Genomic DNA, 19,795 nt, shown 5'->3' on the forward strand with positions numbered 1-19,795 from the left:
CGACGGGCCCGCGCCGGGCGGCCCGCTGCCCGACATCGCACCGGGCAGCCCCGCCTACGTCGTCTACACCTCAGGGTCGACCGGCCGCCCCAAGGGCGTCGTCGTTCCGCACGCGGGCGCCGTCAACCTCGCGGCCCACCATGCCGCCCGTCTCGGCGCCGGACCGGGGGCCCGCGCCCTCCAGTTCGCGTCGTTCAGCTTCGACGCCACGGTGTGGGAGCTGTGCGCCTCGCTCTACACCGGTGGCGCCCTGGTGCTGGCCACCGCGGAGAGCCGGATGTCCGGCGAGGCCCTGGCCCGGCTGTTCGCCGCGCACGGGGTCAACCACGCGGTGCTGCCGCCCACCGTCCTCGCGGGCCTGCCGGAGGACGCCCTGCTCCCGGCCGACCTGCGGCTGCTGACCGCGGGCGAGGCCCTGCCGCCCGCACTCGCAGCGCGGTGGTCGGCCGGTACCGAGCTGCGCAACGCCTACGGGCCCAGCGAGACCTCCGTCTGCGCCAGCGTCAGCGAGCCGCTGCGCGGCTCCGGGAAGCCGCCGATCGGCACGCCGGTCTCGGCCTTCCGGCTGTTCGTCCTCGACCCGGCCCTGCGGCCGGTGCCGACGGGTGTGCCCGGCGAGCTGTACGTGGCCGGTCCCGGGCTCGCCCGCGGCTACCACGCGCGTCCGAGCCTGACGGCCGCCCGGTTCGTCGCCTGCCCGTTCGGCGCGCCCGGCGAGCGGATGTACCGGACCGGGGACGTGGTGCGCAGGCTCGCCGACGGCGCGCTGGACTACCTGGGCCGCGCCGACCAGCAGGTCAAGCTGCGCGGCTTCCGGATCGAACCGGGCGAGATCGAGGCCGTGCTGGGGAGCCACCCCCTGGTCGCCCAGGCCGCGGTGACGGTCCGCGAGGACCGGCCCGGCGACCGGCGCCTGGTCGGCTACGTCGTGCCGCGCGGGGAGGGCGCCGTGGACGCGGAGACGCTGCGCGCCCATGCCGCGGTGGCGCTCCCCGAGCACATGGTGCCGGCCGCCTTCGTCGAGCTCGCCGCGCTGCCGCTCACCCCGAACGGCAAGGTCGACGTCCGGGCGCTGCCCGCTCCGGGGCACACCGCCACCGGCCGGGCCCCCGAGACCGCCGAGGAGCGGGAGCTGTGCGCGATCCTCGCCGAGGTGCTCGGCCTCGACGAGGTCGGTGCGGACGACGACTTCTTCGCCCTGGGCGGCCACTCGCTGCTGGCCGCGCGGATCGCCAACCTGGTGCGGGCCCGGCTGGGCCGCCCGTTGTCGGTGCGGGACGTGTTCGAGGCGCCCAGCGCCGCCGCTCTCGCCGCCTGCCTCGACCGGGAGCACGCCGACGGTGACGCCGGGGAGCCGGTCGCCCGTCCGCCGCTCGTCGCGGGGCAGCGCCCGGACCCGGTCCCGCTGTCCCACGCCCAGGAGCGGCTGTGGTTCCTCGAACAGCTGGGTGTGCCGGGCGGGTTGTACGCCATCCCGTTCGCGGTGCGGATGCGCGGCGCCCTGGACGTCGACGCGCTGCACGCCGCCCTGGGTGACCTCGTCGCCCGTCACGAGCCGCTGCGCACCGTCTTCCCCGCGGTGGGCGCCGAGGGCGCACGGGCCGAACAGCGCGTCCTGTTGCCGGAGGCCGCCGAGGTGCCGTTGCCGGTGCTGCCCGGCTCCGAGGCGGGGCTTTCGGCGGCGCTGGCCGGGGAGGCCGCCCGCGGCTTCGACCTGGCCCGCCAACTCCCCTTGCGCGCGAAACTGTTCGCGCTGGGGCCAAAGGAGCACGTGCTCTCGCTCGTGCTGCACCACATTGCGGCGGACGGCTGGTCGCTGGGTCCGCTCGCCGCCGACCTCGCCGAGGCCTACCGGGCCCGGCTGGCCCGAGGAGCCCCGGCGTTCCTGCCGCTGCCCGTCCAGTACGCCGACTACACCCTGTGGCAGCGGCGGCTGCTCGGCGCGGAGGACGACCCCAAGAGCGAGCTGTCCCGTCAACTGGACCACTGGAGAAAAGCGCTGGACCGGCTTCCCGCCGAGATCGAGCTGCCGTCCGACCATCCGCGCCGGGCGTCGGCGACGCACCGCGGCGCGGTGGTGCGCACCGAGGTCCCCGCCCCGCTCACCCGCGCGCTGCGCGCGTTCGCCCGCGAGTCCGGCGCCAGCCTGTTCATGGTGGCGCAGGCGGGCCTGGCCGCGCTGCTCACCCGCTACGGCGCCGGGACGGACATCCCCGTCGGCAGTCCGGTGGCCGGTCGCGGCGACGCCGCGCTGCACGGCCTGGTCGGCATGTTCGTCAACACCCTGGTGCTGCGCACCGACACCTCGGGCGATCCGACCTTCGCGGAACTCCTGGCCCGGGTGCGGGACTTCGACCTGGCCGCCTACCAGAACCAGGACGTGCCGTTCGAGAAGCTGGTGGAGGTGCTGAGCCCCGACCGGTCGATGGCCCGCAACCCGCTGTTCCAGGTGATCCTGGACTGCCGGGACGCCGATTCCGTCCCCGACACCGGCGCGGAGCTGACGATCGAGCCGCTGCCGACCGAGGCCGCCACCGCCAAGTGGGACCTGTTCGTCCAGCTGACCGCCGACCCCGCCGCCGACCGGATCGACCTGGCGATCGAGTACGCGCGCGACCTGTTCGAGGAGCGGACCGTGCGGCGCCTCGCCGAGGCCCTGGTCCGGCTGCTGGACTCGGCCGTCACGGAGCCCGCCCGCCCGCTCTCCCGGCTGGAGGTGCTCACCCCCGAGGCCCTGGGCACGCTGCGCGCCCTGGGGCAGGGCCCCGAGGGTCCGCGGGCCGCGGCCGGCACGGTCACCGCCCTCGTCGACGCGCGGGTCGCCGCCGCTCCGGACGCGATCGCACTGCGTTTCGCCACCGGGGCCGGCCCCGACGGTGCACGACCCGGCGGTGCACGACTCGGCGGCGCGCTGACCTACGCGCAGCTCGACGCCGCCGCCAACCGGACGGCCCGTCACCTCGCCGCCCTCGGCGTCGGTCGCGGCGACATCGTCGCGCTGTGCCTGGAACGCGGGGCGGAAGCGGTCGTCGCCATGCTGGCGGCGGCCCGGCTCGGCGCCGCCTACCTGCCGCTCGACCCCGCCTACCCGGCCGCCCGGCTGCGCCACATGGTCGCCGACAGCGGCGCCCGGATCCTGCTCACCCAGGCGACGCTGGCCGAGGCGGCCGCGGGCGCGGACCCCGAGGGCCAGTGCACGTTCCTGTGCCTCGACGACCCGTCGACCCGTCGGCGGATCGACGCCCTCCCGCCGACCCCGTCCTGCGTCACGGTCGACCCGGACGACCTCCTCTACCTCATCTACACCTCCGGTTCGACCGGCACCCCCAAGGGCGTCGCCGTCTCCCACCGGGCCACGGCACGGCTCGTCCTCGGCCTGCCCGCCCTGGGGTTCGGGCCGAAGGACGCGTTCCTGTGGACCGCCTCACCGGCCTTCGACGCCTCGGTGTTCGAGGTGTGGACGGCGCTGGCGCACGGCGCGCGACTGGTCGCCAACCCGCCGGGCCCGGCCGACCCCGAGGCGCTCGGCGCGCTGCTGCGGGAGGGCGAGGTGACCGTCGCCCTGATCACGCCCCGGCTGGTCAACGTCATCGCCGACCTGGACCCCACCTGCCTGGCGCCGCTGCGGCTGCTGCTCACCGGCGGCGAGGCCGTCTCGGCCGAGCACGTGCGCAGGCTGCGCGAGGCGCTCCCGGCCACGGAGGTGGTCGACGCCTACGGGCCGACCGAGACCGCCGTCATCGCCACCGTCCACCAGGTGCGCGAGGTCCCGCCGGATGTCCCGTCGGTCCCGATCGGGCTGCCGATCGGCGACACCGCCGTGTACGTGCTGGACCCCGGCCTGCGACCGGTGCCGCAGGGAGCCGTCGGCGAACTGTACGTGGCGGGGCCCGGGTTGGCCCGCGGCTATCTGGGCCGTCCCGGCCTGACGGCCGGGCACTTCGTCGCCGACCCCTTCGGCGGGCCCGGCGCCCGGATGTACCGCACCGGTGACCTGGTGCGCTGGGACGCGGACGGCCGTCTGGACTACGTGGGCCGCGGCGACCAGCAGGTGAAGATCCGCGGCTACCGGATCGAGACCGGCGAGGTCGAGCGGGCGCTCGCGGCGCACCGCTCGGTCGCGCGGGCCGCCGTCGTGGCCCGGGACGACGGCGCGGGGGACCGACTGCTGGTGGCCTACCTGGTGCCGGTGCCCGGCGAACCCGGCCCCGAACCGGCGGACCTGCGCCGGGATCTGACCCGAGCGTTGCCCGCGCACATGCTGCCGGCCGCGTTCGTGGTGCTGCCGGAACTGCCGTTGACCCCGAACGGGAAGCTGGACACCGCCGCGCTCCCGGCCCCGGCCCGGGAGCGCGTGGCCCCGAGCGAGCCCAGGACCCCCGCCGAGCGGGCGGTCTGCGCGGCCGCGGCGGAGGTGCTGGGGCGCACCGGGGTCGGTCCCGAGGACGGGTTCTTCGCGCTGGGCGGCGACAGCCTCAAGGCCATCCGCCTGGTGAACGCCGTCGGGCGGGCCGGGCTGCGGCTGGACCTGGCCGCCGTCTTCCGCCACCGCACCCTGGCCGAACTGGCCGAGTCCGCGGGACCCGCCGCCGCGGACGGCGCCGGTACGGACCTGCTCGCCCCCCTGCTGCCGATCCGGTCCGGCGGATCCAGGCCGCCGCTGTTCTGCGTGCACGGCGGTCTGGGCTTCGGCCTGCCGTTCGCCGAGCTCGCCCGCCACCTGGACCCGTCGCAGCCCGTGCACGCGCTCCAGGCACCCGGGCTCTCCCGCGAGCAGGAGCCGCCGGGCAGCCTGCGGGAGGTTGCCGAGGAGTACGTCGCCAGGGTCCGCGCCGTCCAGCCGGACGGTCCCTACCACCTGCTCGGCTGGTCCTACGGCGGCATCGTGGCGCAGGCCATGGCGGTCCGGCTGCGCGCCGCCGGGGAGGAGGTCGCCCTCCTCGCCAACCTCGACGCCTACCCGGACTCGGCGCCAGGGGAGCGACCCACCGACGCGGAGTTCCTGGCCGACTTCCTCACCGAGGCGGGCCTCGACCCGGCTGCGGCGCCCCGTCCGACCGTCGCCTCCGTCGCGGCGCTGCTCGCCCGCACCGAGGGCCCGCTCGCGTCGTTCGACGCGCCCGCCCTGGAACGGCTGCTCACCGTCATGCGCGGCAACGTCGACCTGTTCCGCGGCCACACGCCGGAGACCTTCGACGGGCGGATGACCCTGCTCGTCGCCACCGGCTCCCTCGACGGTCAGGACCCGCACGTCCGGGCCAAGAGCTGGGAGCGGTACGTGACCGGCGGGCTCGACGTCCACCTGGTGCCCTGCGTCCACGCCCTGATGATGAGCCCCGGCCCCGCGGCCGGGATCGGCCGGATCGTCGAGCGGCGACTGGCCGCGCTGCACGCCGCCGCGGGCACCGCCCCGGCGACCACCAACGAAACGGAAGACGAGTCATGAGCAACCCCTTCGACGACCCCGACGGCCGCTTCCTGGTGCTGGTCAACGACGAGGGGCAGCACTCGCTGTGGCCCTCCTTCGCCGAACTGCCGGACGGCTGGGCCGTCGCCCTCGCCGAGACCGACCGCCCGTCCGCGGTCGCCCACATCGAGGAGCACTGGACCGACATGCGGCCGCTGAGCCTGCGGAAGCGGGGCTGAGCCGTGTCCACAGGAACCGCGATCCTGGCCGAGGGGCTGCGCAAGCGCTACGCCACCCACACCGCCCTGCACGGGATCGACCTGGAGGTGCCGACCGGGACGGTGCTCGGCGTGCTCGGCCCCAACGGCGCAGGGAAGACCACCACCGTCAGGATCCTGGCCACCCTGCTCGCGCCGGACGGCGGCCGTGCCGTCGTGGCCGGACACGACGTCGCCCGCGAACCGCGCGAGGTACGCCGCAGGATCGGCCTGTCCGGCCAGTACGCCGCGGTGGACCAGATGCTGACGGGGCGCGAGAACCTGGTGCTGCTCGGCCGGCTGCTGCGGCTCGGCCGCCGCGGCGCCGAGGCGCGCGCCCAGGAACTGCTCGACCGGTTCGGGCTGCTGGACGCCGCGGACAGGCCGGCCGGCACCTACTCCGGCGGTATGCGCCGCCGCCTCGACCTGGCCGCCTGCGTCGTCGGCGACCCTGAGGTGCTCTTCCTCGACGAGCCCACCACCGGTCTGGACCCGACCAGCCGGAACGTGCTGTGGAACGTGGTGCGGGAACTGGTGGGCGGCGGGGTCACCGTCCTGCTGACCACCCAGTACCTGGAGGAGGCCGACGAGTTGGCCGACCGTGTCGCCGTGGTCGACGCCGGGCGGGTGGTCGCCGAGGGCAGCCCCGACGAGCTCAAGCGCAAGGTCGGCACGGACCGGCTGGAGGTGACCGTCGCCCGGCCCGACCAGCTGGCGCAGGCCGCCGCCGCGCTCGCCGTGCTCGGCGGTCGGGTGCCGACCGTCGACGAGGACGCCGTCCGGGTCACCGTGCCGCTCGAACACGGCCTGGACGACGTCGCGCTGGCCGCCTCCGAGCTGCGCCGCCGCGGCGTCACGGCCGCCGACTTCCAGGTCCGCAGGCCCTCGCTGGACGACGTGTTCTTCGCCCTCACCGGGACCGCCGCGAAGGCGGACTCCCCGACCCAGGAAGGAGCCGACGAGCGATGACGGTCACCCTGGCCTATCTCGCCGACATCGGGGCCCTCGCCGGCCGGCATCTGCGCCATCTGCGACGGTCGCCCGGCAGGCTGTTCCTGGTCACCATGACCCCGGCGGTCATGCTGATCGCCGTCGGCTACCTCTTCCGCGACTCGATCACCGTCCCGGGCAGCTCCTCCTACGAGGACTACATCATGGCCGGGATCGCCGCCCAGGTGGCCCTCGCCGGGGTCGGCCCCACCGCCCTCGGCGTGGCCGTGGACCTGCGCGACGGGCTGGTCGACCGCTACCGCTCGCTGCCGATCTCCGCCAGCAGCGTCCTGGTCGGCCGCGCGCTCTCCGACATGGTCACCGCGGCGGTCGCCCTCGCGGCCGTCTGCGGTCTCGGACTGCTGCTCGGCTGGCGTCCGCACGGCGGGCCGCTGCGGATCGGGGCCGGGTTCGCGGTCCTGCTCGCCTTCGCGTTCGTGATGCTGTGGGTCGGCATCCTGCTCGGCACCACGATGCGCAACGTCGAGGCCATCGACGGCACCGGTGCGCTGATCCTCGTGGTGCTGTCCTTCCTGTCCAACGCCTACGTCGCGGTCAGCGGACTGCCGAACTGGCTGCGGCCCGCAGCCGACTGGAACCCCGTCAGCTCGGTCATCTCGGTCTGCCGCACCCTGTGGGGCAACCAGCCGCCGCAGGCGGCCCACGGCGGCTTCCCGGCCACCCACCCCGGGGTGGTGGCGGCCTGCGCCCTCGGAGTCGTCCTGGTGACCGTCGTACCCGCCGCGCTGCGCGGTTTCCGGCGCGCGGTGGAGCGCTGAGCGGACGTCAGTAGTACGTCAGTTGCCCATCATCGAGGCTCGCTAGCGTCCCAGTCGAAGCACCGGAACCCGACAAGCAAGGAGCACCATGTCCACCGTCGTGCCCGAGCACTTCGTGCAGATCAAGGAAATCATCGCCAAGCAGATCGGCGTCGAGGTGTCCGGCCTCAAGGACTCCACGCACCTCGTCGACGAGCTCGGAGCGGACTCGCTGAAGCTCATCGACATCCTCAGCGCGATCGAGATGGAGTTCAACATCGTGATCGCCATGGACGACCTGCCCGACATGGTCAGCGTCGACGCCGCGTACCAGATCACGGCCCGCGCGGCCGGCTGGTAGCGGACCGCCCCGCCAGGCCCGGCGCACCCCACCTCGGAGGAGTCCCATGTCCACTGCACAGCAGCGGCAGGCCGTGGGCCGCCGCACTGTCGTCGTCACCGGCATCGGCGCCATCAGCAGCATCGGTACGGGCGCCGACGAGTTCGCGGCGGCGCTGAAGTCGGGCCGCTCCGGAGCCCGCCCCCTCACCCGCATCGACACCACCGGCTTCCTGCGGACCAACGCCGCCGAGGTCCCGGACTTCGAACCGTCCCGCTGGATCCGCAACCTCCCGCTGGAGTACACCGGCCGCGCCGGGCACTTCGCGGTCGCCGCCGCCCGCCAGGCCGTCGAGGACGCAGGGCTGACGGAGCAGGAACTCGCCGCGCGCCACGTCCTGATCAGCATCGGCACCACCGACGGCGAGTCCCACGACCTCGGCGTGCTGGTGGAGCAGGAGCTGCGCGGGGGAGCCCCGACCGCCATGGACCCGGTGCTCGCCAGGCGCCTGGGCTCGGGCCGGCTGTCCACCGCGATCGCGCGCGAACTTCGGCTGCGCGACGTGGAGGCGGTGACCCTGACCACCGCCTGCGCGGCCGGCAACTACTCCATCGGCTACGGCCTGGACGTCATCCGCTCCGGCGAGGCCGAGATCGCCCTGTGCGGCGGCGCCGACGCCGTGTGCCGCAAGACATTCGCCACCTTCACCCGGCTCGGGGCGATCACCCCCGACGTCGTGCGGCCCTTCGACGTCAACCGTCAGGGCATCCTCACCGGTGAGGGCGGCGGCGTCCTGGTGCTGGAGTCGCTGGAGTCGGCGCAGGCCCGTGGCGCGCGCATCTACGCCGAGGTGCTCGGCTACGGCCTCAGCTGCGACGCCCAGCACCCCACCGCGCCGAGCCGTGAGGGCGTCGCCCGCGCCATCGAACTCGCCCTGGCCGACGCGGGCGTCAAGAAGGACGAGGTGGACTACATCTCGGCGCACGCCACCGGCACCAAGGCCAACGACGCGGCCGAGGCGGGGGCCATCACCGACGTCTACGGCGACCGTCCGCCGCGCACCGTGGGCCTGAAGTCCATGCTCGGTCACTCCATGGGCGCGGCCAGCGCCCTGGCCGCCGCCGCCTGTGTGCTGTCCATCCGCGACGGGTTCATCCCGCCGACCATCAACCACGGGGAGACCGACCCGAAGTGCCCCGTGGACTGCGTGCCCAACCACGCGGTCGAGGCGGACGTGCGGGTCGTCCAGAACAACTCCAGCGCGTTCGGCGGCAACAACGCCGTCCTGATCCTCGGCGACCACAAGGAGTCCGACTGATGCCCGCCTCCCCGGCCCTCACGGCCCCGGCACCGCCGCCGTGGTCCGCCGACACGGACACACCCGTCATCACCCGGTGGTCGGCGGTCTCGGCGCACGGCCTCACCCGGCAGGACTTCGTGGACGGAGTGCGCTCGGGCCGGGCGGCCGTGCCGGCCGAGCCGGCCGACCCGCAGCGCTCGCTGCCCCGGACCGACGCCTGCCTGGTCCCCGGACTGGACGACCCGGACCTGCTCGGGAGGAAGTTCACCTACACCCTCGACCGCCTGGCCGTCATGGTCCTGCTCGCCACGGACCGCCTGCTGGTCGACCCCGACGGCGGACCCGTGCCGCACACCGACGACCGCACCGGCCTGGTCATGGGCACCACCATGGGCGGCAAGGACGGGATGGCCGAGATCGTCCGCGGCTCGCTGACCAACGCCAGGCCCTTCTACGTCGACGTCAGCCGCATCCCGGGCTGCGTGATGAACCACCCCGCGGGCGCCTCGGCGATCCGCCACGGGCTCCGCGGCCCCAACAGCACGGTCGGCGGCGGCCGGGTCAGTGGCCTGCTCGCCCTCGGCTACGCGCGCCGCCTGCTCGACCAGGGCCGCGCCGACAGCTGCCTGGTCGGCTCCGCCGAGGAGTTCGCCCCCACCCACGCGTGGCTTGAGCAGGCCGTCACCGGCTTCGACGAGCCCGCGCCGCTGCTCGGCGAGGGCTGCGGACTGCTTCTGGTCGAGCCCGCCCGCAGCGCACAACTGCCGCCGCTCGCCGCGGTCCTGTCCGTCACCACCCGTGTCGACGTCGACGACGACCCGCGGGCCGCGGTGGCCTCCTGCGTCCGCCAGGCCCTCGAACGGGCCGGGGTGGCGCCGGAGGAGGTCTGGGCTGCCGTCCCCTCCGCCGCCCCTTCCCCCGAAGGCGCGGCGGAGGAGGCGGCGTTGGCGGACCTGCTGCCGGCCGACGCGCTGTCGCGCGTGCCCTCGATGGCGCTGCTCGGCGACGTCGGCGCCGCGTCCGCGACGCTGCAGATCGCGACCCTGCTCGCGGTCGCCGAGGCGGCACCGGAGTCCGTCGGCCGCGCCGCGCTGGTCTCCGCCGTCGACCGTGACGGCGGAGTGGCCTGTGCCGTGCTGCGCCTGCTCGGGGCGGCGTCATGACGGCGCTGGTGAGCGGAGGCTCGCGGGGTATCGGGCGGGCGGTCGTGCTGCGGTTGGCCCAGGACGGCCACGACGTGGCCTTCTGCTACCGCTCCGACGAGGCCGCCGCCGAGTCCGTGCTCAAGGAGGCGGCGGAGCTGGGTGTGCGGGTCGTCGCCGCGCGCTGCGACACCTCCGACGGCGACGCCGTGCGCGCCTGGGTGCGCGCCGCGGAGGAGGAACTCGGCCCGGTGGACACCGTGGTGGCGTCGGCGGGCATCACCCGTGACCGTCCGCTGGTGCTGATGCGGGACGAGGACTGGCAGCAGGTGCTCCGGGTCAACCTCGACGGCGTCTACCACCTGTGCCGGGCGACCGCGCCCATGATGGCCAAGCGCGGGCGGGGGTGCGTCGTCAACCTCACCTCCGTCTCGGGCATCTACGGCAACGCGGGGCAGTCCAACTATGCCGCGTCCAAGGCCGGGATCATCGCGTTCACCAAGAGCCTGGCCAAGGAGCTCGGACCGCGCGGGGTGCGGGCCAACGCCGTGGCGCCGGGCCTGATCGACACCGACATGGTGGGCGGGGCCTCCGAGGCCGCGATCGGACGGCTGCTGCAGAACGTCCCGCTCCGCCGCCTCGGCCGTCCCGAGGAGGTCGCCGACCTGGTCGGTTTCCTCGCCTCCGGCCGTGCCGCCTACGTGACCGGGTCGGTGTTCGAGGTGCACGGCGGGCTCGTCGTCTGAAAGGCCGGCGCCTGCCCCGCCCCGCGAAACCGCCCTTCGTTCCGTCCGCTCGTGGAGAGACAGCATGCCCCAGATCCCCTCGTTCGCCGTGGTCTCCGGCGCCCAGGTGCACAGCGCCCTGGCCGGCCAGGAGAAGTCCGTGATCGCCGCGGTCGAGAAGGCCTACCGGCTCCACGGCGCCGGTGAGACGGTCAATCCCGACTCCTACTTCCTGCGCTTCCCGGACCGGCCCTCCTCGCGGATCATCGCGCTCCCCGCATCGGTGAGCGGCGACGTGGGCGTGCACGGCATCAAGTGGATCGCCAGCTTCCCGGAGAACGTGGCCGCGGGCTTTCCGCGCGCCTCGGCCGTCCTGGTGCTGAACGACGCCGAGACCGGCTACCCCTTCGCCGTGCTGGAGAGCTCGATCATCAGCGCGGCCCGCACCGCGGCGTCGGCGGCGCTCGCCGCGGTGGCGCTCGGTGAGGCGCGCGGCACCCGGCCGCGCCGCCTCGGCTTCGTCGGGGCGGGTCTTATCGCCCGCTACGTGCACACCTACCTCGCCGCGGCCGGGTTCTCCTTCGACGAGGTGGGCGTGCAGGACCTGTCCGCCGAGCACGCCACCGCCTTCGCGGCCCATCTGCGCCGGGCCCAGCCCGCCGAGGTCACCGTGCACGAGACGGCACAGGCGCTGATCACCGGCAGCGACCTGGTGGTCTTCGCCACCGTCGCGGGCGAGCCGCACGTGCACGACCCGGCGTGGTTCGCCCACAACCCGGTGGTGCTGCACCTGTCCCTGCGCGACCTGTCACCCGAGGTGATCCTCTCGGCGTGGAACGTGGTCGACGACGTCGACCACTGCCTGAAGGCGGGCACCTCCCCCCACCTCACCGAGCAGCGGGTCGGCGACCGGAGCTTCGTCGCCGGAACCCTCGACGACGTCCTGGCGGGGCGGATCTCCCCGCCCGCGGACCGGCCGGTCGTCTTCTCCCCGTTCGGCCTCGGCGTGCTCGACCTGGTCGTCGCCAAGCACGTCTACGACGAGGTCGCCGCGTCCGGGGAACTGGGGGTCGTCCGCGACTTCTTCCACGACACCGACCGCTACGGCCGAACGCTCGAGGAGCGGGCAGCGGGGGGTGGGACCCGATGAAGCGCACGCGTCGGCTCCGGCGGCTCGTCGTCCCCGCCGTCTCCCTGGCGTCGGTCGCGCTCGGGGGGCTCGCGGGCTGCAACCCCGACGCGGCCGACCCGGCCGCGGACGGGCCCGCGCACGTGCACCAGTTCGACGTCACCGGGCAGGTCAGCGACCTGGTGGTGACGTCGAACCACGGCAACATCGTGGTGCGCGGCACCGACGGCGGCACCACCCACGTCACGGAGACGGTGCGCTACCACACCGCTCAGCCGTCGACCAGCAGCGACTTCAGCGGCGGCACGCTCACCCTGACGGCGGGCGGATGCGGCTCGGTGCTGGGCGTCAACAGCACGTGTTCGGTGGACTACACGGTCGACGTGCCCCGTGGCGCCAAGGTCACCCTGCACGCCTCGGCGGGCGACGTCACCCTGGACGGCACGGGGGGCGGCGGCGACCTGCACAGCGAGGCCGGGAACGTCACCGCCGACGCGGAGTCGGGCGGCGCGCTGAAGGCCACGACGGACGCCGGCGACATCACCATGAGCTTCTCCGCCACGCCCGGCAGCGTCGACGCCAGCACCTCGACGGGCAATGTCACCCTGCACGTGCCCGACGGCCGCTACGCCGTCGACGCGAGCTCCGACCTGGGCGACCGCAAGGTGCACGTGGCCGACGACCCGTCCTCGGCGCACCGGTTGCACCTGCATTCCGACGCCGGCGACGTCTCGGTTCTCACCGCCTCCTGAGCGGGGCCGGCGCGTCACGGCCACGGGCGCGTCACGGCCGGGGTCGGGTCAGGAGCGGTGCGTCCACTCCGGCTCGACCTTGGCCCACTCGTTCTCCCAGGACTTCCACGCGCAGGCGTCTATGCGGTGCCGGGAGTAGGCGTAGCCGCCGGAGAGCAGCAGGACCGCGCCCGAGAAGACCGCCAGGGAGTAGGTCGCGGCGCTGCCGGCGCTCTGCACGGCCGGGATCGGGTCGGGCTGGGGGGCCTCCTGGGCGTCGACCCAGATGCTGACGTGGTCGCCGGGCGCGGTCGCGGGCGGGACCGGAGCCTGCTCGCGGTAGGAGTGGCCGGCGTCGGTCCAGGTGAGGGTGGCGACCCAGCTGTCGATGCCCGCGGAGACGGGCTCGGTGGCGGTGACGGCGTCGACCTGGTGCAGGCCGGCGGCCTGCCTGGCGGCTTCGGCGCGGCCGTCCGCGTAGAGGTGGAAGCCGAGCAGCACGGTGAGCGCGGCGGCGAGGGCCAGTGCGAGGGCGAACAGCACCCGCACCCAGAAGCGCAGCGAGTCCGTGCGGCGGTGCAGCGGATTACGGCGACGCGGCACCGGCGCCTTCGGTTGTGGTGCGACTGACGGCGTGGCCATCCCACCGCCTCCCAACCGCTACGTCCACGAACGTCCATATGCAGCGGGGACACCGGACGCACCCGACTGCATCCGGTTCTATGGTCATGCCCTGGGGCAGGTGTTTCAACCCTTGCGGCCGGGGGCGAATGGAGCCGTCCATTCCGTTTTCACGCCGAAGCCGCGGGCGTTGTCGATCAGCCGCAGCCAGCTGGGACGCAGCTCCCACAGGTCCGTCGCGGCCAGGGCCGCGCCGAGGCGTTCATCGGCTGTGACGAAGGGGAAACGCTGCGTGTACGCGGCCCATGCGGTCGCGCGCTCGGGGCTCCCGTCGGCCAGGCGGCGGACCGCGCCGCGGCCCTGGACGCCCTGCAGCTCGGTCCATCGCTGCCCGTCGGCCTGGACCGTGAAGGCGGCCCTGGGGTCGTTCGCGAGCCCGCCGCCGTGGCGGGTCGTCGCGGAGCTGACAAAGACCAGCGAACCCTCGCCGGTGACGGCGTAGAGCACGGCGCAGGCCTGCGGGCCGTCCGCGTCGCCGTAGGCGAGGGTCAGCGTGGTGTGGGCACGGAGGGCCGTGAGGATGGCGTCGTCGATCGTCACGGCCTCCATGCAACCACCTCCGCGTCGCCTCGCCCGGGTCATCCGGGGCACCCGGGTCGGCGGGTCACTCGGGCGCGAGCAGGCTCCAGGTCTGGTTGGAGCCGCCGTCGGCGGGCCACTGCAGGATCGAGGTGCCGTTCGAGCGGCCGCTGTTGTTCAGGTCGATCAGCTGGCCGTCGTAGGAGCTGCGGAACTCCACCAGGTTCGGGCCCGCGTCCAGCACGGTCCAACGGGAGTTGCTGTTGCCGTCGTCGTGGTACTGGATCAGCTGCGTGCCCTGGATCGTGGTCGGCCCGGGGATGTTGAGCAGCTTGCCGCTGTTGGCGTTGACGACGCTGACCGCGCCGCCGGACTGGGCGACGAAGGACCAGCGCTGGTCCGCCGCGCCGTTGTCCTGCCACTGCAGGACCGCCGCGTTGTCGGAGGTGGAGTCGTTGTTGACGTCCATCCGGCCGCCCGTGGCGCCGTTGACGATGCGGTACCGCTGCCCGGGCACGAGCACCGGCACCAGCTTCCACGTCTGGGTGGCCGCGCCGCTCGCCGGCTGCTGCACGACGGCGGAGCCGCTGACGTCCAGGACCTGGCCGTCCGACTTGGAGCCGACGGTGTAGCCGCCGGAGCCGTTCGGGGTGAAAGTCCACTGGGAGTTGGCGGCGTGGTCGTCCGGGTACTGGATGAGCTGGGTGCCCGCGGTGGTGCTGCCGCCCGGGATGTTGGCGAGCTCGCCGCTGGCCACGTTCGCGATCCGGTAGCCGTTGTTCCCGGCCGGGGCGAGCTGCCACTGCTGGTCCGTGCCGCCGTTCGCCGCCGCGGTGACCAGGGAGGAGCCGCTGGTGTCGAGGTACTGACCGGTGGCGGCGTTGACGACGTCGTAGTGCAGCGTCGTGAACGTGGAACCCGCGGCGGGGGTGATCCGCAGCAGCCGGGAGGCGTGGGCGGCCAGCGAGGCGGAGAAGGAGCCGTTGGAGCTGCCGAGGTCGGCGCCGCTCCACAGGTCCTGGACGTCGGCCGCGCCGCTGAAGCCCAGGTCGGCGAAGTGCGCGGTGGCGGTCGCGGTCCCGGAACCGAGGTTGAACAGGGCGACGGTGTAGCTGCCGTCGGCGTTCGCCGCGCTCCACACCTGCTGCTGGGCGACCTGGTCCACCGGGTGCGCGGGGACGCCGGCCTGGTCGACGGCGATGACGCGGTCGTCGGTGAGCAGCGCGAGGTCGGTCGGGTCCATGGCGGTGAGGTCGGTGCCGAGCAGCAGCGGCGCGCCCTCGATCGCCCACAGGGTGAGCTGGGTGCGGCGTTCGTCGACCGTCAGACCGTCGTTGGACCCGTTGCCGACCTCGACCGAGTCGAGGTCGTTCCAGCCGCCGGGCCCGGCGAAGGGGATCCACCTGGGGACGTCCGAGAAGCGCGAGGCGACGTTGTTCCAGTCCGTCAGCGGATAGGAGCCGCTGCCGCAGTAGCACTCCACGTCGCCCTCGACGCGCCAGCCGTTGGCGTACTGGCGCCAGGTGGCGGCGTTCGCCGGGTCGAGGCTGTTGGACAGCTCCAGATGGATCGGGCGGCCGCTCTGGTTGAGTGCCTGCGACCAGTGCTGGATGTCGGCGACGTCCCAGTCGCCGACGCCGTCGATCTTCAGGTAGTCGACGCCGTAGGAGGCCAACTGGTCGGCCCAGGAGTTGAGATAGGCCTGCGCGGCGGCGGGGTTCTTGTTGTAGTCGATGTAGTACATCGACCCGGAGCCGAAGTTGTAGTTGGTCTCGTAGGCCGTGGTGCTGGAGACGATGTCCCGCGCGTGCCAACTAGTGCCCTGGATAGGCGTGTTCTGGTTGTACGCGGCGACGGGGATGCCGGGGGTGAGGTACATCCCGAACTTCTCCCCAAGGCTGTGGACATAGGCGCCGACCGCGCCCATCCCGTCCGGGAAGCGACTCGCGTCGGTGACCCAACGGCCGTAGGAGTCCACGGTGTTCGCGGGGTTGAGATACCAGAAGTCGTCCACGTTGACGTACTGGTAGCCGTGGGCCAGCAGGCCGCTGTTCTTCAGGGCCAGGGCCTGGGCCTCGATGTTCGCTTCAGTGGGATTCTTGCGGACGAAGCTCCAACTGCTCCATCCCATCGGGGGCGTCAGCGCGACCCCGTTCGACTCGGCATGCGCCGGATCGGCGCTGCCCGGAACCAGTCCGAGCAGCGCCGATGCCAGTACAGTGCAGCCGGCCAGTAAAGTGCGGACCCTCCGGTGCATGGTGTCTCTTCCCTGACAGAAGGCAACAGGACCAAACGAAGTTCAACGCCATGGGCATTTCACAGGGTCCGCCTGGCCGCGTCAATAGTTGACGCAGTGTCAGAGCAGGTTCAGCCGACGGTCAGGCGGAACGGCCCGGCGAGCACGCCGTAGCCGTCGTTGGCCAGGTAGTACACGTCGTAGCTGCCCGCGCCGCTCAGCTTGCTCGTGGAGAAGGTGGCCGCGCCGCTCTGGTTCGGGGTGTAGGCCCAGGTGAGCGAGGACTGCGCGCCCGGCTTGACGCCCGCCGGGTAGATGCCGATCCAGTTCTTCGCGTTGACCTGCGCGGTCGACGGCAGCGCGTAGCGGAACGTCACGTTGCCGCCGTTGCTCACCGCGTTGAGGTCGCCGGTCAGCGTCGGGGTGGTCGCCGTGGAGGGGGCGAACGCGTCGTTCAGCGGCGTCGCGTAGGTGTCGTTGGCCGTCAGGCCGGGCAGGCCCAGGGCGGCCTCGATGGTGCGGCCGACGCTGTAGTGGTCGTAGTGGGTCGGGCTGGTGGTGCCGGCCGGCACCGTGCCCTGCGAGCCGACCGCGACGGTGGCGACGTGGTCGTAGGCCTCGTTCTCGCTCTCGTCCCAGGTGAGCAGGATCAGCGTGCGCTGCTGGGTCCAGGCCGGGGAGGACATGATCGGTGCGAGGGTCTGCTGCAGCCAGCCGTCCTGCGTCTTCAGGCTGGTGGAGCTGCCGTTGCCGGAGGACTCGCCGTCGTAGTAGTCGTCCGCGGCGATCCAGGCGTAGTTCGGCGTGGTCGCCGCCGACTTGAGGTCGGTGGTCAGCTGCGTGGTGTCGAACAGGTGCGCCGCGCAGCGGGCCTTGTTGCCGCTGATGTCCGTGTAGTTGACGAACGGTGCGTCGTCGGGCTCGTAGTAGCTGTCGGAGCCGCCGTTGGTGAGGTTGCAGGGGGTGACCATGCCCTGCTCGTAGGCCTTCCAGGTCTTGCCCGCGGCCTCGATCGTGTCGCCCAGGTTCTGCTCGGGCGAGTTGATGTTCGGGAAGTAGGTGGCGCCCTGGGTGTAGGTGTCGCCGCCCGCGATGGCCAGGTAGTTCTCGTCGCTCGGGTGGTAGACCGCGTGGGAGTCGGTCATCGTCGCACCCTTGGCCATCAGGCTGTGGATGAACGGCGTGTCCGTCGGGTCGTTCATGACCTCGGAGTAGTCCGTGTTCTCCATCATGACGGTGAACACGTGGTCGTAGCCGGGTACCTGGGAGACCGGCGCGGTCAGCACCGGGGCGGCGACCGGGGTGTCCAGGGTCAGCGACAGGTTGTCGAGATAGCCGGCCTCGTGGGAGGTGCTGAGGAACTGCACCTCGACCTGGATGTGCCGGGTCCCCGCGGGCACGGAGCCGGTGGCGCTGCGCGAGAGGAACTTGGTCGACAGGCCGCGGTCGGTGGCGGAGACCGTCGGCAGCTTGGCGGTGGCGCCGACCGGGTTGCCGTTCGCGTCCTGGAAGTGCAGGCTCACGGCGACGTAGCCGCTGTAGACGGTCCAGCCGCCGAGCCAGCCGGACAGGTTGTAGTGCACGCCGCCGCCGTCGATCGCGGAGGCCGCGGAGGAGACGTCGACGTTCTGGCTCATCGAGCCGTCGCCGAAGTTGCCCGGTGCGAAGAAGGCCTTGCCGGGGGTGTTGCCGTCGCTCGGCAGCCCGAAGGAGGCGACCGACTGGCACATCACGTTGATGCCGCCGGCCTGGGTGGTCCAGCCGGGCACGGTGGTGGCCGCGCTCCAGTCGTTGGTGCAGTAGCCGCCGGCTTCGGCGTTGCCGTTGACGATCAGGTTGCCGCTGGTCCCCGCCGCCTGGGCGGGGGCGGGGGCGGCGAAGATCAGCGTGCCGAGGAGGGCGGTCAGCCCGCCAAGAGCGCTCCGGCGCAGTCGCATGGTGTACCTCGTCCCGTCGTGAGGTGGTGCTGGCTGTGCGTCATGGACGGGACATAAGTACAGGCCGACGTTGTCCTTCGGAAGAATGCGGACCAAACTTGATTGGACAAGTTATGGGACGGGTGGCTCACACTTGACTAGACAAGTTTGCGCCAGACATAGGCGGCCGAGACCGGGATGCCACGGAACCGCTCCCACTTGGGCTTGCGCGCCACCCACGCGTCGCCGACCGGCTCCTCGCGCAGTTCGGCGAGCGTCCAGCCCGCTCCCAGACCGGCCGCGACATGGTCGCTGAGATAGTGCAGATGTGTGGAGATCGCCGTCTCGGTGCCGTCGGCGGCGGTGTAGTGGGTCGGCATCCCGGCGGTCATGATGAACTGCGGGTGCAGCCCGACCAGCACGAACAGCCCGTCCGGCGCGGCAAGCCGGAACGCCTCGCGGTAGAGCGGGCGCAGGTCGGGCAGGTGCTCGTCGACCAGGGACGTGATCACCAGCGGATAGGCCCCGCCGGGGAGCCCGGTGTCCGCGAGGTCGGCCTCGACCAGCTTCGCGTGCGCGCCGCGGGCGCGGGCCCGGTCCAGCATCTGCGGGGTCAGGTCCACCCCGTCCACCGCCGCCACGCCCTGCGCCCGCAGCCACGCCCCCGTGCGACCGGTGCCGCAGCCGAGGTCGGCTGCGCGGGGCAGGTCCCGCCAGCGCGGGACGGCGAGGGAGGCGAGGACGTCGACGTCCATCAGGTCCTCGACGGTGTCCTCGTAGTTCTCCACCCAGCCGGCGTAGCCGGTGCGGACGTCCACGACCGGGTAGCCACGGGAGTCGAAGTGCGCGCTGAAGGCGTCGGAGTGCCGGTCTGCCGGAGCGGGCCGGTCCGTCGGAGTGAGCTGGCCCGGCTGAGAACGCTGGTTTGTCTGAGAACGCTGGGATTCGGCGGTCATGTCCGCAGTCTCCGTGACCGTGGAGCAGGGGCGCGAGCGAATTAGGGCGACGGCAGGCCGCTCAGTCGCTCTCCTCCGCCTCCTCGGCCTCCTCCATCCACGGGTCGGGGCCGGGGTCGCCGCCTTCGGCGAGGACGGCGAGGCGGGCGAGGTAGTGCTCCCAGCCGTCCTGGTGCGGCTGACGGGCGGGCTCGGGCAGCGCGGAGTGGGTGAGCGTGAGCGCGGTGCCCTCGGCGTCCGCCGCGAGGTCGACCTTCACCTGGCTGCTGCCGGGCGGCACCGGGTCGCCCTCGTTCTCCCACCCCCAGGTGAAGACGACGCGTCGGTAGGGCTCGACCGTGGTGAACTTGCCGGCCGCGATCGCGTCGCCGACGATGCGGATCCGGTAGACGCCGCCCGGACGCGGCTCGAAGTAGCCCTCGACACCCTGCCAGGAGAGGCGGCGGTCGTGGTCGGTGAAGCAGACGTAGACCGTCTCGGGCGGGGCCTTGATCCGCCGCTTGACGACGACGGCGCCCTCGGGGGTGATCGTCACGGCTTCGCCTCCTTGGCCCACGGCCTCCCCTCGACTGGCTCCCATCCCACCACGGATGGCACCGGAAGGCACCCCGTCGCGAGGCGGCTCCGGACGGTTGCCGACACACTGGGCTGCGGCATGCGCATCACCGCTCTTCGCCGGAGGAGATCCGTCCCATGCTGTCCGAACCC

16 protein-coding genes are annotated in these 19,795 nt (G+C 73.2%); 10 read left to right on the plus strand and 6 right to left on the minus strand.

Annotation, left to right across the window (positions count from 1 at the left end):
* From TR49_RS26970 to TR49_RS27015, 10 genes are all read left to right on the plus strand, one after another.
* Positions 1 to 5,446 (plus strand): non-ribosomal peptide synthetase (locus TR49_RS26970; RefSeq protein ID WP_052434668.1); only part of this gene is annotated, 5,446 nt, incomplete at its 5' end.
* Positions 5,443 to 5,646, plus strand: a complete 204-nt coding sequence (locus TR49_RS26975; protein WP_042386384.1) for an MbtH family protein — start codon at positions 5,443 to 5,445, stop codon at positions 5,644 to 5,646. The genes TR49_RS26970 and TR49_RS26975, both read left to right, overlap by 4 nt.
* Positions 5,647 to 5,649: 3 nt before the next feature.
* Positions 5,650 to 6,633, plus strand: coding sequence for a daunorubicin resistance protein DrrA family ABC transporter ATP-binding protein (locus TR49_RS26980; RefSeq protein WP_042386386.1), 984 nt, complete (start codon positions 5,650 to 5,652; stop codon positions 6,631 to 6,633).
* Positions 6,630 to 7,433 carry an ABC transporter permease gene (locus tag TR49_RS26985; RefSeq protein WP_042386388.1) on the plus strand — a complete coding sequence of 268 codons (804 nt, stop codon included), beginning with the start codon at positions 6,630 to 6,632 and terminating at the stop codon, positions 7,431 to 7,433. Before TR49_RS26980 ends, TR49_RS26985 begins: the two co-directional genes overlap by 4 nt.
* 88 nt (positions 7,434 to 7,521) lie before the next feature.
* Positions 7,522 to 7,773, plus strand: coding sequence for an acyl carrier protein (locus tag TR49_RS26990; protein WP_042386389.1), 252 nt, complete (start codon positions 7,522 to 7,524; stop codon positions 7,771 to 7,773).
* A 46-nt stretch (positions 7,774 to 7,819) separates the two neighbouring features.
* Positions 7,820 to 9,070, plus strand: a complete 1,251-nt coding sequence (locus TR49_RS26995; protein ID WP_042386391.1) for a beta-ketoacyl-[acyl-carrier-protein] synthase family protein — start codon at positions 7,820 to 7,822, stop codon at positions 9,068 to 9,070.
* On the plus strand, positions 9,070 to 10,215 hold the full coding sequence (locus tag TR49_RS27000; protein WP_042386394.1) for a beta-ketoacyl synthase N-terminal-like domain-containing protein: 1,146 nt from the start codon (positions 9,070 to 9,072) through the stop codon (positions 10,213 to 10,215). Before TR49_RS26995 ends, TR49_RS27000 begins: the two co-directional genes overlap by 1 nt.
* On the plus strand, positions 10,212 to 10,940 hold the full coding sequence (fabG, locus tag TR49_RS27005) for a 3-oxoacyl-ACP reductase FabG (RefSeq protein ID WP_042386396.1): 729 nt from the start codon (positions 10,212 to 10,214) through the stop codon (positions 10,938 to 10,940). The genes TR49_RS27000 and fabG overlap by 4 nt, the downstream gene beginning before the upstream one ends.
* A gap of 64 nt (positions 10,941 to 11,004) precedes the next feature.
* Positions 11,005 to 12,069 (plus strand): 2,3-diaminopropionate biosynthesis protein SbnB, encoded by a 1,065-nt coding sequence (gene sbnB / locus TR49_RS27010; RefSeq protein ID WP_042386398.1) that lies wholly within the window; start codon positions 11,005 to 11,007, stop codon positions 12,067 to 12,069.
* Positions 12,066 to 12,800 (plus strand): DUF4097 family beta strand repeat-containing protein, encoded by a 735-nt coding sequence (locus tag TR49_RS27015; RefSeq protein ID WP_052434669.1) that lies wholly within the window; start codon positions 12,066 to 12,068, stop codon positions 12,798 to 12,800. The genes sbnB and TR49_RS27015 overlap by 4 nt, the downstream gene beginning before the upstream one ends.
* A gap of 48 nt (positions 12,801 to 12,848) precedes the next feature.
* Here TR49_RS27015 and TR49_RS27020 read toward each other — a convergent pair whose 3' ends face one another.
* The 6 genes from TR49_RS27020 to TR49_RS27045 form a co-directional block, all read right to left on the minus strand.
* A complete protein-coding gene (locus TR49_RS27020; protein WP_152627475.1) occupies positions 12,849 to 13,421 on the minus strand; it encodes an Rv1733c family protein in 573 nt (190 codons plus the stop codon).
* A 105-nt stretch (positions 13,422 to 13,526) separates the two neighbouring features.
* The gene (locus TR49_RS27025) at positions 13,527 to 14,009 is read right to left on the minus strand and encodes a pyridoxamine 5'-phosphate oxidase family protein (RefSeq protein WP_042386402.1); all 483 of its coding nucleotides are present in this window, start codon (positions 14,007 to 14,009) and stop codon (positions 13,527 to 13,529) included.
* 55 nt (positions 14,010 to 14,064) lie between these two features.
* The gene (locus TR49_RS40895; RefSeq protein WP_084725484.1) at positions 14,065 to 16,236 is read right to left on the minus strand and encodes an alpha-galactosidase; all 2,172 of its coding nucleotides are present in this window, start codon (positions 16,234 to 16,236) and stop codon (positions 14,065 to 14,067) included.
* 110 nt (positions 16,237 to 16,346) lie between these two features.
* Complete coding sequence (locus tag TR49_RS27035) at positions 16,347 to 18,152, minus strand: alkaline phosphatase family protein (protein WP_042386403.1); 1,806 nt, start codon at positions 18,150 to 18,152, stop codon at positions 16,347 to 16,349.
* 137 nt (positions 18,153 to 18,289) lie between these two features.
* Positions 18,290 to 19,087 (minus strand): class I SAM-dependent DNA methyltransferase, encoded by a 798-nt coding sequence (locus TR49_RS27040; RefSeq protein WP_084725486.1) that lies wholly within the window; start codon positions 19,085 to 19,087, stop codon positions 18,290 to 18,292.
* A gap of 61 nt (positions 19,088 to 19,148) precedes the next feature.
* A complete protein-coding gene (locus TR49_RS27045; protein ID WP_042386405.1) occupies positions 19,149 to 19,622 on the minus strand; it encodes an SRPBCC family protein in 474 nt (157 codons plus the stop codon).
* Positions 19,623 to 19,795 lie beyond the last annotated feature (173 nt).

Origin of the sequence: Streptacidiphilus melanogenes, from assembly GCF_000787835.1 — a bacterium.
GTDB lineage: Bacteria > Actinomycetota > Actinomycetes > Streptomycetales > Streptomycetaceae > Streptacidiphilus > Streptacidiphilus melanogenes.

What these genes read in the sequence shown, in the direction of transcription:
- TR49_RS26975 (WP_042386384.1), top strand. Translation starts at nt 5,443, where the DNA reads ATGAGCAACCCCTTCGACGACCCCGACGGCCGCTTCCTGGTGCTGGTC.
- TR49_RS26985 (WP_042386388.1), top strand. Translation starts at nt 6,630, where the DNA reads ATGACGGTCACCCTGGCCTATCTCGCCGACATCGGGGCCCTCGCCGGC.
- TR49_RS26990 (WP_042386389.1), top strand. Translation starts at nt 7,522, where the DNA reads ATGTCCACCGTCGTGCCCGAGCACTTCGTGCAGATCAAGGAAATCATC.
- TR49_RS26995 (WP_042386391.1), top strand. Translation starts at nt 7,820, where the DNA reads ATGTCCACTGCACAGCAGCGGCAGGCCGTGGGCCGCCGCACTGTCGTC.
- TR49_RS27000 (WP_042386394.1), top strand. Translation starts at nt 9,070, where the DNA reads ATGCCCGCCTCCCCGGCCCTCACGGCCCCGGCACCGCCGCCGTGGTCC.
- fabG (WP_042386396.1), top strand. Translation starts at nt 10,212, where the DNA reads ATGACGGCGCTGGTGAGCGGAGGCTCGCGGGGTATCGGGCGGGCGGTC.
- sbnB (WP_042386398.1), top strand. Translation starts at nt 11,005, where the DNA reads ATGCCCCAGATCCCCTCGTTCGCCGTGGTCTCCGGCGCCCAGGTGCAC.
- TR49_RS27015 (WP_052434669.1), top strand. Translation starts at nt 12,066, where the DNA reads ATGAAGCGCACGCGTCGGCTCCGGCGGCTCGTCGTCCCCGCCGTCTCC.
- TR49_RS27020 (WP_152627475.1), bottom strand. Translation starts at nt 13,421, where the DNA reads ATGGCCACGCCGTCAGTCGCACCACAACCGAAGGCGCCGGTGCCGCGT.
- TR49_RS27025 (WP_042386402.1), bottom strand. Translation starts at nt 14,009, where the DNA reads ATGGAGGCCGTGACGATCGACGACGCCATCCTCACGGCCCTCCGTGCC.
- TR49_RS40895 (WP_084725484.1), bottom strand. Translation starts at nt 16,236, where the DNA reads ATGCACCGGAGGGTCCGCACTTTACTGGCCGGCTGCACTGTACTGGCA.
- TR49_RS27035 (WP_042386403.1), bottom strand. Translation starts at nt 18,152, where the DNA reads ATGCGACTGCGCCGGAGCGCTCTTGGCGGGCTGACCGCCCTCCTCGGC.
- TR49_RS27040 (WP_084725486.1), bottom strand. Translation starts at nt 19,087, where the DNA reads ATGACCGCCGAATCCCAGCGTTCTCAGACAAACCAGCGTTCTCAGCCG.